The sequence below is a fragment of the Streptomyces colonosanans genome (assembly GCF_001866645.1).
Taxonomy (GTDB): domain Bacteria; phylum Actinomycetota; class Actinomycetes; order Streptomycetales; family Streptomycetaceae; genus Streptomyces; species Streptomyces colonosanans.
Map to the genome: position 1 here is coordinate 80140 of NZ_MLYP01000004.1, position 13279 is coordinate 93418.

The following is a 13279-nucleotide window of genomic DNA, read 5'->3' on the forward strand; positions in this document are numbered from 1 at the left end:
ACCCCGCAAGCCGCCGACCAGCACAGACACCGGAACTACAACTGCCGTGTCAGCCCCGAGAATCCGCTGACCTCAGAGGACGCCCAGGCGTTGCTCGCCGTGCTCCCTGCCCGAGTCGAGGTCAAGCGAGGGATGAGTGAGCGTGAACTCGACCGGGTCGAGGAGCGCTGGGGGTTCCGCTTCGCTCCAGAGCACCGGACGCTGTTGGGCGCAGGACTGCCGACGGGCGGCCGTGGCTGGCCCGACTGGCGGGACGGCAACGCGGAGGAGTTGGCGGAGCGGCTGGCTTGGCCGATCGACGGTGTGCTGTTCGACGTGGAACACAACGGCTTCTGGCATCCGGAGTGGGATCCGCGGCCGGCGGGCACTCAGGACGCCTTGGAAGTGGCTCGCAGCTACTTGGCCAAGGTCCCGGTGATGGTGCCGATCTACTCACACCGGTGTCTGCTGGCGGATCCGAACCGTACGGGCACGCCCGTGCTGTCGATGTACCAGACGGACATCATTTACTACGGCACCGATCTGGCCGACTACTTCCACCACGAGTTCGGTCGCCCGGTGCCCACACCGGAGGACCATCAGCACGCCGAGATCCCGTTCTGGTCCTACTTCCTGGACTGAACGGCTCCCAAGCAGGACTGGCCTTGCGCGACGCCGGACAGGTGCGTACGTCAGCAACTCTGTCCGGCCGTCACACCAGCCGACGACGGACGCCAGACCGGCCTCGGATCGAACTCCTAATGCGGTGCTCATCCCGGTATGACGGAACGGAGCCAATCGGCGAGCGTGGAGAAGTCAGCGTCCACGAGGCCCTTGGCCGGGTTGACGCGATGAAGCAGTGACGGTCCAGGGTGGCTGGCGTCGACCCACAGGCGGTCCATGGCGCTGATCTAGTCGTCGACCCAGATGAACGGCCGGCCGTCGGCCCGGCGGCACAATAGCCCGGCGTGGCAATGGGCGACTCCCTCGTCGCTGGGCCGTCTCTGGGCCGTCCGAGGTCGCTCGACAGTGGCCAACGACGACCACCAAGCGCACGAGCCTACTGCTCCTGAGCAGCGAAAACGCAGGTCGCCAAGATCCCCGACAAGACCCAGGGCAAGAAGAAGTAACGCGGAACGATCAAGCCCCCTGCCTGCGGGTTTCCCGTGGGCAGGGGGCTTCTTCACGGGCGGCGGCCGTGGGACTGCAGACGCTGGTGGCGCCAGCGCCGGACTGTCACCCGGAAGGCCAAAGGGCGAGGCCGCATGCCGTACCGGGCCGACTCGGGGCCACCAGAGGCTGCTGCACGATGACCAACGCCGACGGCTGAGTCGCAGGTCCCAGCGTTGATCGATTACACGGCCGCAGGTCAGAGACCCGGCTCTGCACCTCCTCGGGCCCTGTGTGTGGCGCAACCCACTGGTGGCAGCCCGCGCCAAGATGCATCGCGCATGAGCTGAGGAACCACGTCAGGCCTCTGCGAGCTGCTCCGAGCCCGCCTTGAGTTGTGCGAGGGCGCATTCGAGGTTCTCGGTCACACGCCGGCGCTGATCGACGGGCAGCTTGCCGCCGTCAAGCAGGTGTTCGCAACAGCTCTTCGACTCCTCGTACGCTCCGGTCCAGAAGGCGGAGATCGCGAGTTCGTCGAGTACGCGCCAGTCGTACCAGTCCGACTCGACGGACAGATGGTCACCGCTGGGGTAGGGGATCCGGAACGCCTGCCCCGCGAACATGTAGGCGAGCGGCCATCGTCGGCCGAACCGGCACCAGCGCGCGAGCTCGCCGAGCGGCTCGGCGCGTGTCGGCCGGGCCTCGTGTGCGCGAAGGTAGCGGTCCATCACCTCGTCCGCCGGCCGTTCCATCCTCTCCGCGAGCCGTGCGCCGGACAGGTGGGCGCAGAAGACCTCCTCGTCCCAACCGCCTATGGCCGCCCTGCGGTCATAGGCCTCCAGCGCCTTCTCCAGCTCAAGAGCGTTATGCCAGCTCTGGGCGACGTAGAAGGCGTAACGGGTGTTGTCGGGCTCCTTGATCAGGCCTTGCTCGAGGATCTCGGCATCGCGCAGATACTTCTCCCGCACGCTTTTGCCCATGCTGCGCCCCCCGCCGCCCACAATGCGGATACAGGCGCCTTCGACCGTCCCGAGGGTGCACCGCGTACCGCAGTCGAGGTATTCGTGCAGGACGCCGACGTACCGCCACGGCAGCCGCGTCGAAACCAGAGCGGAGCGCCGGTTGACGCTGGAGCCGTCCCGCACGGTGATGTTGTAGGCATCGAGGGCCAGCTCCGGCAGACGGAAGCCGGACTCGACCTCCATCATGTCGTCGGCGTCCATGAAGAGCAGGTAGTCCGCTCTGCTACGGGCGAGTTCGACCGCCTCGGTGCGGCTGCCGTCGAACCCCTTCCAAGGTCGTTCGTACAACTCGCCCGGCAGATCGCCGTAGACCTCGCGGATGACGTCCTGCGTGCCGTCGGTCGAGCCCGTGTCCACGATGACCCATGTGTCGATCAAGGGCCGTACGGATTCGAGACAACGTCGGATGACGTGGGCTTCGTCCTTGACGATCATATTGAGGCAGACCGTTGGCTTCACGGGTCCCATCCAATTCATCAGCATGCAACCGATATGTGACGGTATCCGGCCACTCAAAGCCACACAAAGAGGCTGACCTAAGGCACTTCGACGACGGTGGGCTGGTCAGTCGGCCCCCAGGCGGCTGTCCGTAGTTGGCTGCGGACGGCAGAGGCTGCTCCGTCCAGACGGTCTTGCCGTCGTGGGTGTAGCGGGTGCCCCACCGCTCGGCGAGCTGCGCGACCAGGAAGAGCCCGCATCCGCCCTCGTCCGTCAGCGGCATGGACGAAGAGGCGCGCGGCCGGCGCTGGCAGGTCTCGCTCTTGGCCATCGGCGAAGCCCGACCGTCGGTTAGGTCCCGGGCTGTTCCCGGGCCGCCCCCAGACAGAGCCGGGGATGCAACTGCACTACAGAGCTGGGCACCTCGGATGCCGACCGCGCGGCTGTGACCGTAGCCTTAGCCACTGACAACGGTCGCTCCGGGAGCACCCCGGCGAGCGTCAATGCCGGGCCGTCTCTGGGCCGTCCGAGGACCCTCGGCAGTAGCCGACGATGACTGATGACAACCGGTCGTAGGCGGGCAGCCAGGGCTCTCACCAGCAAGAACCCATCTCCTCAAGATCCCCGGCAAGACCCGGGGCAAGAGAAGTAACTCGTAACGATCAAGCCCCCTGTCTGCGGGTTCTCCGCCGGTAGGGGGCTTGTTCCTGCCCTGGGGCCGTTCTCCGGGCGTCCGAGGCCACTCCCCAGCAGCCGACCGACGGACCAGGCACGGCTCAGGGCCCCGGCATGTGCGCCGGGGCCCTTTGGCGACGTACGGCCGCCTGTCGGGGCACTGGTGCCCCAACAGGCAACGTCCGCCCCGGCGTTGCTCCTTGAAGGCGAACGTCGCCTGCCGCGGCACTAGGCCGATGCGGCCGTGCCGGTCAGCCGCACTGGCACGGTGCGCCGGACTGGCACCCGCACCCGCAACCGGAGCCGCAGCCGCAAGCGCCGACCAACGGGAGGCTCTTGATCTCGATGGGCTGTTGGGTCTCGCGCTCCTGCGTGGGGTCGGGCGCGCTGGGGGTCTCGGCCATGGGTCCCTCCTCGAGGCTTTCGAGACACTCTGGTGCCTGTACCCATTGCACGCCCGCCGTACCCGGCGCATCAACGGCGCACGGGCGCTTGGGCGCGCCCGGAGGGCCCTTCCCGGCTCCGTCAGGCGCCCTCGACGCCCGTCACCGACGGGATCTCCGGCTGGAGTTCGTCGGCGTGCTCGCCCGTCACCAGGTACACCACGCGCTTGGCCACCGCCACCGCGTGGTCGGCGTAGCGCTCGTAGTAGCGGCCCAGCAGGGTGACGTCCACGGCCGTCTCGATGCCGTGCTTCCAGCGGTCGTCCATCAGGTGCTGGAAGAGCGTGCGGTGGAGCAGGTCCATCTCGTCGTCGTCCTGCTCCAGCTGCAGCGCCAGGTCGACGTCCTTCGTGATGATCACCTCGGCCGCCTTCGCCATCAGGCGCTGGGCGAGCTGGCCCATCTCCAGGATGGTCGCGTGCAGGTCCTGCGGGACGGCGCGCTCGGGGAAGCGCAGCCGGGCCAGCTTCGCGACATGCTGGGCCAGGTCGCCCGAGCGCTCCAAATCGGCGCTCATCCGCAGCGACGTGACGACGATGCGCAGGTCCGTCGCCACCGGCTGCTGGCGCGCGAGGAGGGCTATGGCTCGCGCCTCCAGGTCGTGCTGGAGGTCGTCGACCTTCTTGTCGCCCTCGATCACGGTCTCCGCCAGCTTCAGGTCGGCGTCGAGGATGGCCGTCGTGGCGCGCCCGATCGCCGACCCGACGAGCCGGGCCATGTCGACCAGGCCCTCACTGATCGAATCAAGTTCCTCGTGGTACGCGTCCCGCATCAGGGTGTCCCTCTCTCACGTCTGCTTCGGGGCCGGGGCCGGGGCCCGTTGCCGCCATGGCGAACACGGCGGACACGGTGCCCTCCGTACCCCACGCTCCCACGTTCCAGCCCGTACGCGACTGATTCCGGCATCCCGAATGAACCGGTACTGGCCCCGAGGTGAACTCTGGGCGACGAGTGTTCTAGCTCGCACTCGGATGGCTGTGGGCAGCGGACAGGGCGTGCCTAACCTGGATGCATGGACGTGAACGCGGCGGTCGCCGCAGCGGCAGCGATCGCCGGAGTTCTCACCGGCGTCATCGCGATGCTGGCGTTCCGCTGGAGCGAGCGCGATCAAAAACGCCCCACCCGCACTTCTCTGAACACCGACCCCGTGCTTCCGCCGGGTGTGGACACGGTGCTGTCCGTGCTGGGGTCCTCGGCCGTCGTCCTCGACGAGGTCGACACCGTGGTGAAGGCCAGCTCGGCCGCGTACGCGCTCGGCCTTGTACGCGGGGGAAAGATCGCCGTCGAGCCGATGCTCCAGATGGCACGCGACACCCGGCGCGACGGCGAGATACGCCAGGTCGAGCTGGACCTGCCGCGCCGGGGCACCGGGCGTGGCGAGGCCCTCGCCGTCTCCGCGCGCGTGGCGCCCCTCGGCTCCCGGCTCGTGCTGCTCCTCGTCGAGGACCTCACCGAGGCCCGCCGGATCGAGGCGGTGCGCCGCGACTTCGTCGCCAACGTCAGCCATGAGCTGAAGACACCGGTGGGGGCCCTGTCGCTGCTCTCCGAGGCCGTGATGGACGCCTCCGACGACCCCGAGGCCGTGGAGCGCTTCGCGGGCCGGATGCAGATCGAGGCGACCCGGCTGACGAACCTGGTGCAGGAACTCATCGACCTGTCGCGGGTGCAGAACGACGACCCCCTCGAGGACGCCGAGCCCGTACGCGTCGACGAACTGGTCGCCGAGGCCGTCGACCGCTGCCGCCACCAGGCCGGCACCAAGCAGATCACCATGGCCTCGAACGTCTGGGTGCCCGACGGGCTCGATCAGAGGGGTGGCACGCGACGGGCGGGCGGCTCCGCCGGTCTGCACGTATGGGGCAACCGTGGTCAGCTGGCCGCCGCCCTCGGCAACCTCGTCGAGAACGCCGTCAACTACTCGCCCGCCCGCACCCGCGTCGGCATAGCCGCGCGCCGGGTGTCCGCGCCCGGCGGGGACCTGATCGAGATCGCCGTGACCGACCAGGGCATCGGCATCACCGAGAAGGACAAGGAGCGCATCTTCGAGCGCTTCTACCGCGTCGACCCGGCCCGCTCCCGTGCCACGGGTGGTACGGGCCTCGGTCTCGCGATCGTCAAGCATGTGGCCGCCTCGCACGGCGGGGAGGTCACAGTGTGGAGTTCCGAGGGTCAGGGCTCCACGTTCACCCTGCGGCTGCCGGAGGCGGGTGCGGCCCGCGACCGTGCGACCGACCATCCGTCCGACCTCGATGACGAGGCCGGCCGGCCCGACGGGACGACCACCGTCTCTTCCCCGTACGAACCGCTTCCCGCCCCGGAGGTCCTTCAGTGACCCGAGTGCTCGTCGTCGAGGACGAGGAATCCTTCTCCGACGCCTTGTCCTACATGCTCCGCAAGGAGGGCTTCGAGGTCGCCATCGCGACCACCGGGCCCGACGGTCTCGACGAGTTCGAGCGCAACGGCGCCGATCTCGTCCTGCTCGACCTGATGCTGCCCGGCCTGCCGGGCACGGAGGTCTGCCGCCAGTTGCGCAGCCGTTCCAACGTCCCCGTGATCATGGTGACCGCCAAAGACAGCGAGATCGACAAGGTGGTCGGGCTGGAGATAGGGGCCGACGACTACGTCACCAAGCCGTTCTCCTCCCGGGAGCTGGTCGCCCGTATACGGGCCGTCCTGCGCCGCCGTGGCGAGCCGGAGGAGGTGACGCCGGCCGCGCTGGAGGCCGGGCCGGTACGCATGGACGTCGACCGCCACGTGGTCACGGTGGCCGGCGCGAAGGTCGACCTGCCGCTGAAGGAGTTCGACCTGCTGGAGATGTTGCTGCGCAACGCGGGCCGCGTGCTGACCCGCATGCAGCTCATCGACCGGGTGTGGGGCGCCGACTACGTGGGCGACACCAAGACCCTCGACGTTCACGTCAAGCGTCTGCGCGCCAAGATCGAACCGGACCCGGGTGCCCCGCGCTTCCTGGTGACGGTCCGCGGTCTCGGCTACAAGTTCGAGCCGTAGGCCGAAGGCGGTCCCCCCGCGCGCGTACGGGCACCTACGGCCCTTACGCGCGCGTGCAGCGGACAGGGCGGCACCCCTCGAAGGGGTGCCGCCCTGTGCGCGTATGAAGCCTCAGTGCCCGGCGGTGGCCGTCGGCGAGCCCGTCGGGCTCGCGGTCTTCGTCGCGGCGGCGGTCGGCGACGGGATGTTGTCCGGCCCCCACTTGGTGAAGTAGCTCTCGGCCGGGACGACGAACGCCCGCAGGTCGACGTCGCCGGTGTTGCTGAAGGTGAAGGTCACCTTCTGGGCGTTGCCGTCCTTGAGGGCCGTACCCGGGTTGCTCAGCGTGGCGGAGGCGTTGCCCTTGCCGCCGATGATGACGGACCCCTGGGCCGGGACGGTCACCTTGCCCGCGCCCTCGGCGGTCGAGACGTCGGCGGTGCCGACGCCCTCCACATTGATCGAGTCCAGGGTCTGGGCGGTGCGCCCGGAGTTGAAGACGGTCGCCGTGACCACGGCCGGGCCGCCGGACTTCTGGTCGGGCTGGGTGATGACGACCGCGTTCTGGATCTGGATGTCACCGACGCTGGTCGCCGCGTGGTCCGGCTTGACCCCCAGCGTCTGGGCGTTGTTGCCGGCACCGCACGCGGCGAGCGAGGCGATCGAGAACGCGATGGCGGCGGCGGCGAGGGCGCCGCGTCGAAGGCTGCTGCTCACGGCGGCGGCAACTCCTTGAACGTGGGCGGAGCAGGACGACCCCCTGATAAAGCCGCCCTAAGTGTCTGTCAGCGGCCATAGGTTACCGAGCCGTCTCCGGGCCGCCGCACCCGACCCTCCCCCAAGCCCTCGACTTCGCTCAGCCAGGGGGCATCCCGACAGGATGAGCCCGTGGCCCGATCCGGACGCTCCCCGGCGTGACGGGCGCCCTGCGCACCCGCGCCTCGGTCACCGCAGTTCCCCGGTGCAGTTCCCCGTGCGTCTCATCAGCCTCTTTGGGGCCGATGCAGCCCTGTATTCACATAAGCGTCTCCAGGCCCGGCAGGTGATTTCCGGTAAGTAATGCGGGAGCGGTGGAGAAAATCGATCAACGGGACAACAAGCGCGGACTGCCGAACGCCTTGATCAATTCCGGATTCGCCCCCTGCCCGGCTCCAGACACCGAACGGAGTAGCGGAACTCGACCATGTATGGTCGGACAAATCGGGAGGATCGACCCCTCGTCAAGAGCCTCCGATGTGTGTAACGTACGCGTTTCAGTGTGCCCACAGAGCCGCTCCGACCTGCGAATACCTCCTTCCGCTCGCACCTCGAAGCATGCCCCTGTTGCGGTTGTCAAGCCCCGAGATACGCCCTGACCTGCGAAAACGCCATTCAGAACACGCGGTTTCCGTGTTACCCTGGATAGCCACGGAAGGGGTACCTGTCACATGACGTTCAAGGTTGGCGACACCGTGGTCTATCCCCATCATGGGGCCGCGCTGATCGAGGCCATCGAAACTCGCCAGATCAAAGGCGTGGACAAGACGTACTTGGTGCTGAAGGTCGCCCAGGGCGACCTGACGGTGCGTGTGCCAGCGGACAATGCGGAGTTCGTCGGCGTGCGTGATGTGGTCGGTCAGGACGGGCTGGACCGGGTCTTCGAGGTGCTGCGCGCGCCGTACGCCGAGGAGCCCACGAACTGGTCGCGTCGCTACAAGGCAAATCTGGAGAAGCTCGCCTCGGGCGACGTCATCAAGGTCGCGGAAGTCGTGCGTGACCTGTGGCGTCGTGAGCGTGAGCGCGGACTGTCCGCGGGTGAGAAGCGGATGCTTGCCAAGGCCCGGCAGATTCTGGTGAGCGAACTCGCTCTCGCGGAGAACACGAACGAGGACAAGGCCGAGGCTCTTCTCGACGAGGTCCTCGCGTCCTGACGACACCGATTCCGCTCCGCTCGCTTCCCCGACAGAAGCGTGGCTGGACGGACTGGTGCACTCATGCATGCCGTGGTGCCCGATGACGCAGAAGCCGTCGCCGGGCGCTGCGGCATGTTTGTACCCGCGCGCCACGACGTGAAGTCTGCCGAGGAGCCGTCAAGGCCTGCCCGAACGCCGTACGCCGATGACCACCCCCGATACTCGGCGTACCGGGGCAGTTGCCTCGTCCAGAAGTCACGGAAGGGTCTTTGGTCAAGGCCTCGCGCCCGGCACCCTGTGGCCATACCCATCCCGGCCGAGCACACAAACCTGACAGGAACCGATGTCTGACGAATCACGTCCCTCGTCCAGCGGAGCTCGTACAGCCGCCGTGATTCCAGCCGCCGGCCGGGGCGTACGCCTCGGCCCCGGCGCCCCCAAGGCGCTTCGGACGCTGAACGGCACTCCCATGCTCATCCACGCGGTGCGCGCGATGGCCGCCTCCCGTGCCGTCTCCCTGGTGATCGTCGTGGCCCCGCCCGAGGGGGCCGCCGAGGTCAGGTCGCTGCTCGACGCGCACGCTCTGCCCGAGAGGACGGACTTCGTCGTCGTCCCCGGCGGCCAGACGCGGCAGGAGTCCGTGAAGCTCGGCCTCGACGCGCTGCCGCCCGAGTACGGGACGGTCCTCGTCCACGACGCGGCCCGCCCGCTCGTTCCGGTGGACACGGTGGACGCGGTGATCGAGGCGGTCCGGGAGGGGGCACCGGCCGTCGTCCCGGCGCTGCCGCTCGCGGACACCGTGAAGGAGGTCGGGCCCGCGGCTGCCCCCGGTGAGCCGGAACCGGTGGTCGCGACGCCGGACCGCGCACGGCTGCGCGCGGTGCAGACCCCGCAGGGCTTCGACCGCGCGACACTGATCCGGGCCCATGAGACGGTGACGGCCGACGTCACGGACGACGCGAGCATGGTGGAGCAGCTGGGGCTGCGGGTCGTGGTGGTGCCCGGCCATGAGGAGGCCTTCAAGGTCACCCGGCCCCTGGACCTGGTCCTCGCGGAGGCGGTCCTGGCGCGCAGGAGGCTCAACGATGGCTTCTGAGGCACCCCTGCTGCCCCAGGTGGGCATCGGCACCGACATCCACGCCTTCGAGGAGGGCCGGGAGCTGTGGTGTGCCGGTCTGAAGTGGGAAGGCGAGGGGCCGGGCCTGGCGGGCCACTCGGACGCGGACGTGGTCGCCCACGCCGCGTGCAACGCGCTGTTCTCGGCGGCCGGGCTCGGTGACCTGGGACAGCACTTCGGCACGGGCCGGCCCGAGTGGTCGGGCGCGTCGGGCGTCACGCTCCTGACGGAGGCGGCGCGGATCGTGCGTGCGGCGGGATTCCGGATCGGCAACGTCGCGGTGCAGGTCGTCGGGACCCGGCCGAAGATCGGCAAGCGCCGTGAGGAGGCGCAGAAGATCCTGTCCGAGGCGGCGGGCGCGCCGGTGTCCGTGTCCGGCGCGACGACGGACGGCCTCGGCTTCCCAGGGCGTGGCGAAGGGCTGATGGCGATCGCCACGGCGCTCGTGGTGCGAGAGGGCTGACGTCGTGCGAGGGTGCCCGGAGAGTGACCAGTGCCCGAGGTCCCGGAGGTGCCCATGCCCGCCGCCGTACTGTCCGACCAGCTCAAGAACCTGCTCGACAGCCCCGTCTTCATCGTGGTCGGGACGATCCAGCCCGACGGCAGCCCGCAGCTCTCCCCGGTGTGGGTCAAGCGGGACGGCGACCAGATCCTCTTCTCCACGACCGCCGACCGGCGCAAGAAGCTGAACCTGGACCGTGACTCCAGGGTGAGCATCCTGATCCAGGACCCCCGGTCGCCGTACGAGTACGCGGAGATCCGGGGGACGGCGGAACTGACGAAGGACGGCGCCCGGGAACTCATCGACGAGCTGTCGCTGAAGTACACCGGCAAGAAGTACGCCGAGTTCAACCCGGAGTCGGTGCAGGACGCTGACCGGGTGGTGGTGAGGGTCCTCCCCCGGAAGGTGGTCGGCCGTATGTGAGCGACTCCGCCGCCCCTTCCCGCAGCTCGGAGTCGTCCCCCTGCCGTGTCACGAATGCGCGCCCCTCGGCCGGAAGGGGCGCGAGGCACTCTCCGTGGCCCACTACCCTGGACACGTGACTATTCGCCTGTACGACACCAGCGCCCGGCAGATCCGCGACTTCACCCCGCTCAAGCCGGGTTGTGTCTCGATCTACCTGTGTGGCGCCACCGTGCAGGCCGCACCGCACATCGGGCACATCCGCTCGGGCCTCAACTTCGACATCATGCGCCGCTGGTTCGCGTACCGCGGCTATGAGGTCACGTTCATCCGGAACGTGACCGACATCGACGACAAGATCATCACCAAGTCCGCCGACCAGGGCCGCCCTTGGTGGGCGATCGGGTACGAGAACGAGCGCGCCTTCAGCGAGGGCTACGACGTGCTCGGCTGCCTGCCGCCGACCTACGAGCCGCGCGCCACCGGGCACGTCACCGAGATGGTCGAGATGATGCGCACGCTCATCGAGCGCGGGCACGCCTACGAGGCCGACGGCAGCGTGTACTTCGACGTGCGGTCCTGGCCGTCGTATCTCGAGCTGTCCAAGCAGGACCTCGAGGAGATGCGGCAGCCCGCCGAGGAGGGCATCAGCGGCAAGCGGGACCCGCGCGACTTCGCCATGTGGAAGGCCGCCAAGCCCGGTGAACCCGACTGGGAGACGCCGTGGGGACGCGGGCGTCCGGGGTGGCACCTCGAGTGCTCCGCCATGGCTCACAAGTACCTGGGCTCCGCCTTCGACATCCACGGCGGCGGGCTCGACCTCGTCTTCCCGCACCACGAGAACGAGATCGCCCAAGCCAAGGCCTTCGGTGACGAGTTCGCCCGGTACTGGGTGCACAACGCCTGGGTCACCATGAGCGGCGAGAAGATGTCGAAGTCGCTCGGCAACTCGGTGCTCGTCTCCGAGATGGTCAAGCACTGGCGGCCCGTCGTCCTGCGCTACTACCTCGGTACCCCCCACTACCGCTCGATGATCGAGTACAGCGAGGACGCCCTGCGCGAGGCCGAGTCCGCGTTCGCGCGCATCGAGGGCTTCGTACAGCGTGTCGTCGAGCTGGCCGGCGGGGTCGTCGAGCCGGCCGACGAGGTGCCGCCCGCGTTCGCCGAGGCGATGGACGACGACCTGGGCGTGCCGCAGGCGCTCGCCGTGGTGCACACCACCGTCCGGCAGGGCAACAGCGCGCTGGCCGCCGACGACAAGGAGGCCGCCGTGGCCCGGCTCGCCGAGGTGCGGGCCATGCTCGGTGTCCTCGGCCTCGACCCGCTGGATGCGCACTGGGCCGGCGAGAACGACCGCGGTGAGGACCTTCACGGCGTCGTCGACACCCTCGTGGGCCTCGTGCTCCAGCAGCGCGAAGCCGCCCGTGCCCGCAAGGACTGGGCCACCGCGGACGCCATCCGCGACCAGCTGGGCCAGGCCGGGCTCGTCATCGAGGACAGCCCGCAGGGCCCGCGCTGGACGCTCGGCCCGCGCTGAGCCGCGCGCCGATCCGATGATCGATTGTGCCGCCCGGCCCTCCGGGCGGCACACTGCATAGACGTACAGACGAACGCTTCAACAGACAGGTAGGTCATGGCCGCGAACAACCGCCGCATGTCCGGCAAGAAGGGCGCGCAGGTCGGCAGCGGCGGCAAGCGGCGCCGGGGCCTGGAGGGCAAGGGGCCGACGCCGCCCGCCGAGATGCGCAAGGGGCACGCCAAGCAGCGTGCCGCACAGTCGCAGGCGCGCCGCGCGCAGGGGCGCCCCCAGCGCCGTACGGGCGGAAAGGCCTCGTCCGAGCTGGTCGTCGGGCGCAACCCGGTCGTCGAGGCGCTCCGCGAGGGGGTGCCCGCCACCACGCTCTACGTCCAGCAGTTCATCGACAACGACGAGCGGGTGCGCGAGGCGCTGCAGCTCGCGGCCGAGCGCGGCGGCATCAACCTCATGGAGGCCCCGCGTCCCGAGCTCGACCGCATGACGAACGGGCTGAACCACCAGGGTCTCGTCCTCCAGGTCCCGCCGTACGAGTACGCGCACCCGGAGGACCTCGCCGCCGCCGCCTACGACGAGGGCGAGGACCCGCTGATCGTCGCCCTTGACGGAGTGACCGACCCGCGGAACCTGGGCGCCGTGGTCCGTTCCGTCTCCGCCTTCGGCGGGCACGGGGTCGTCGTGCCCGAGCGGCGCGCGGCCGGGATGACCGCCGGCGCGTGGAAGACGTCCGCCGGTGCGGCCGCCCGTACGCCCGTGGCGCGCGCCACCAACCTCACGCGCGCCCTGGAGGCGTACAAGAAGGCGGGGGTCACGGTCGTCGGCCTGGCCGCCGACGGAGAGGCCGAACTCGGTGCGCTGGAGGCCCTGGAGGGGCCGGTCGTCATCGTCGTCGGCAGCGAGGGCAAGGGACTGTCGCGGCTCGTCGGGGAGACCTGCGACGTCCGGGTCCGGATTCCGATGCCGGGCGGCGCGGAGTCGCTCAACGCCGGTGTTGCGGCGGGGATCGTGCTGTACGAGGCGTCCCGCAGGCGCGCCTGACATCGACGGCCAGGGAGGGCTGAACACGCGTTCAGCCCTCCACTCGTACGGGGTGATCCGAACGCTCGAGTCGTGCTTGACGGGGGCCGGACAGATCCGCGCGGTCAAGGCAGTGTCCTAACCACACGTCACTCGGTTA

At 69.3% G+C, this 13279-nt stretch carries 12 protein-coding genes and 1 pseudogene; 9 read left to right on the plus strand and 4 right to left on the minus strand.

Annotated features, from left to right (window positions below; translation table 11 throughout):
- Nucleotides 1-132: 132 nt before the first annotated feature.
- Nucleotides 133-621: a hypothetical protein gene (locus BIV24_RS01605; protein ID WP_218149280.1), complete on the plus strand. Its 489-nt coding sequence runs from the start codon at nucleotides 133-135 to the stop codon at nucleotides 619-621.
- Nucleotides 622-1448: 827 nt separating this feature from the next.
- Here BIV24_RS01605 and BIV24_RS01610 read toward each other — a convergent pair.
- The 3 genes and pseudogenes from BIV24_RS01610 to phoU all read right to left on the minus strand — a co-directional run bounded on the left by BIV24_RS01610 (nucleotide 1449) and on the right by phoU (nucleotide 4439).
- The gene (locus BIV24_RS01610; protein ID WP_071364322.1) at nucleotides 1449-2570 is read right to left on the minus strand and encodes a glycosyltransferase; all 1122 of its coding nucleotides are present in this window, start codon (nucleotides 2568-2570) and stop codon (nucleotides 1449-1451) included.
- A gap of 142 nt (nucleotides 2571-2712) precedes the next feature.
- Nucleotides 2713-2823 (minus strand): annotated as a pseudogene (locus BIV24_RS36335) (ATP-binding protein); the annotation flags it as partial.
- A 926-nt stretch (nucleotides 2824-3749) separates the two neighbouring features.
- Nucleotides 3750-4439, minus strand: coding sequence for a phosphate signaling complex protein PhoU (gene phoU, locus BIV24_RS01615; RefSeq protein ID WP_071364283.1), 690 nt, complete (start codon nucleotides 4437-4439; stop codon nucleotides 3750-3752).
- Nucleotides 4440-4679: 240 nt separating this feature from the next.
- On the opposite strand from phoU, the gene phoR reads away from it, so the two are divergent.
- Complete coding sequence (phoR, locus tag BIV24_RS01620) at nucleotides 4680-5999, plus strand: two-component system sensor histidine kinase PhoR (protein ID WP_071364284.1); 1320 nt, start codon at nucleotides 4680-4682, stop codon at nucleotides 5997-5999.
- Nucleotides 6000-6004: 5 nt separating this feature from the next.
- Entirely contained in the window at nucleotides 6005-6676 is a 672-nt protein-coding gene (phoP, locus tag BIV24_RS01625; protein WP_483883268.1) for a two-component system response regulator PhoP, read from the plus strand.
- Between the two features lie 111 nt (nucleotides 6677-6787).
- Here the strand turns inward: phoP and BIV24_RS01630 are convergent, their stop codons facing one another.
- Nucleotides 6788-7372, minus strand: coding sequence for a copper chaperone PCu(A)C domain-containing protein (locus BIV24_RS01630; protein ID WP_245766638.1), 585 nt, complete (start codon nucleotides 7370-7372; stop codon nucleotides 6788-6790).
- Between the two features lie 710 nt (nucleotides 7373-8082).
- Between BIV24_RS01630 and BIV24_RS01635 the strand changes: the two genes are divergently transcribed.
- The 6 genes from BIV24_RS01635 (at nucleotide 8083) to rlmB (ending at nucleotide 13140) form a co-directional block, all read left to right on the plus strand.
- The gene (locus BIV24_RS01635) at nucleotides 8083-8565 is read left to right on the plus strand and encodes a CarD family transcriptional regulator (RefSeq protein WP_003953493.1); all 483 of its coding nucleotides are present in this window, start codon (nucleotides 8083-8085) and stop codon (nucleotides 8563-8565) included.
- Nucleotides 8566-8890: 325 nt separating this feature from the next.
- Nucleotides 8891-9643, plus strand: a complete 753-nt coding sequence (ispD, locus tag BIV24_RS01640; protein ID WP_071364286.1) for a 2-C-methyl-D-erythritol 4-phosphate cytidylyltransferase — start codon at nucleotides 8891-8893, stop codon at nucleotides 9641-9643.
- Nucleotides 9633-10127, plus strand: a complete 495-nt coding sequence (ispF, locus tag BIV24_RS01645) for a 2-C-methyl-D-erythritol 2,4-cyclodiphosphate synthase (RefSeq protein ID WP_071364287.1) — start codon at nucleotides 9633-9635, stop codon at nucleotides 10125-10127. The genes ispD and ispF overlap by 11 nt, the downstream gene beginning before the upstream one ends.
- Before the next feature lie 54 nt (nucleotides 10128-10181).
- Nucleotides 10182-10589, plus strand: coding sequence for a PPOX class F420-dependent oxidoreductase (locus BIV24_RS01650; protein ID WP_071364323.1), 408 nt, complete (start codon nucleotides 10182-10184; stop codon nucleotides 10587-10589).
- A gap of 115 nt (nucleotides 10590-10704) precedes the next feature.
- Nucleotides 10705-12105 (plus strand): cysteine--tRNA ligase, encoded by a 1401-nt coding sequence (cysS, locus tag BIV24_RS01655; RefSeq protein WP_071364288.1) that lies wholly within the window; start codon nucleotides 10705-10707, stop codon nucleotides 12103-12105.
- A gap of 96 nt (nucleotides 12106-12201) precedes the next feature.
- The gene (rlmB, locus tag BIV24_RS01660) at nucleotides 12202-13140 is read left to right on the plus strand and encodes a 23S rRNA (guanosine(2251)-2'-O)-methyltransferase RlmB (protein WP_071364289.1); all 939 of its coding nucleotides are present in this window, start codon (nucleotides 12202-12204) and stop codon (nucleotides 13138-13140) included.
- Nucleotides 13141-13279: the final 139 nt, after the last annotated feature.

Coding starts and splice junctions, on each gene's coding strand:
- BIV24_RS01605 (WP_218149280.1), top strand. CDS start 133: ATGAGTGAGCGTGAACTCGACCGGGTCGAGGAGCGCTGGGGGTTCCGC.
- phoU (WP_071364283.1), bottom strand. CDS start 4,439: ATGCGGGACGCGTACCACGAGGAACTTGATTCGATCAGTGAGGGCCTG.
- phoR (WP_071364284.1), top strand. CDS start 4,680: ATGGACGTGAACGCGGCGGTCGCCGCAGCGGCAGCGATCGCCGGAGTT.
- BIV24_RS01635 (WP_003953493.1), top strand. CDS start 8,083: ATGACGTTCAAGGTTGGCGACACCGTGGTCTATCCCCATCATGGGGCC.
- ispD (WP_071364286.1), top strand. CDS start 8,891: ATGTCTGACGAATCACGTCCCTCGTCCAGCGGAGCTCGTACAGCCGCC.
- ispF (WP_071364287.1), top strand. CDS start 9,633: ATGGCTTCTGAGGCACCCCTGCTGCCCCAGGTGGGCATCGGCACCGAC.
- BIV24_RS01650 (WP_071364323.1), top strand. CDS start 10,182: ATGCCCGCCGCCGTACTGTCCGACCAGCTCAAGAACCTGCTCGACAGC.
- rlmB (WP_071364289.1), top strand. CDS start 12,202: ATGGCCGCGAACAACCGCCGCATGTCCGGCAAGAAGGGCGCGCAGGTC.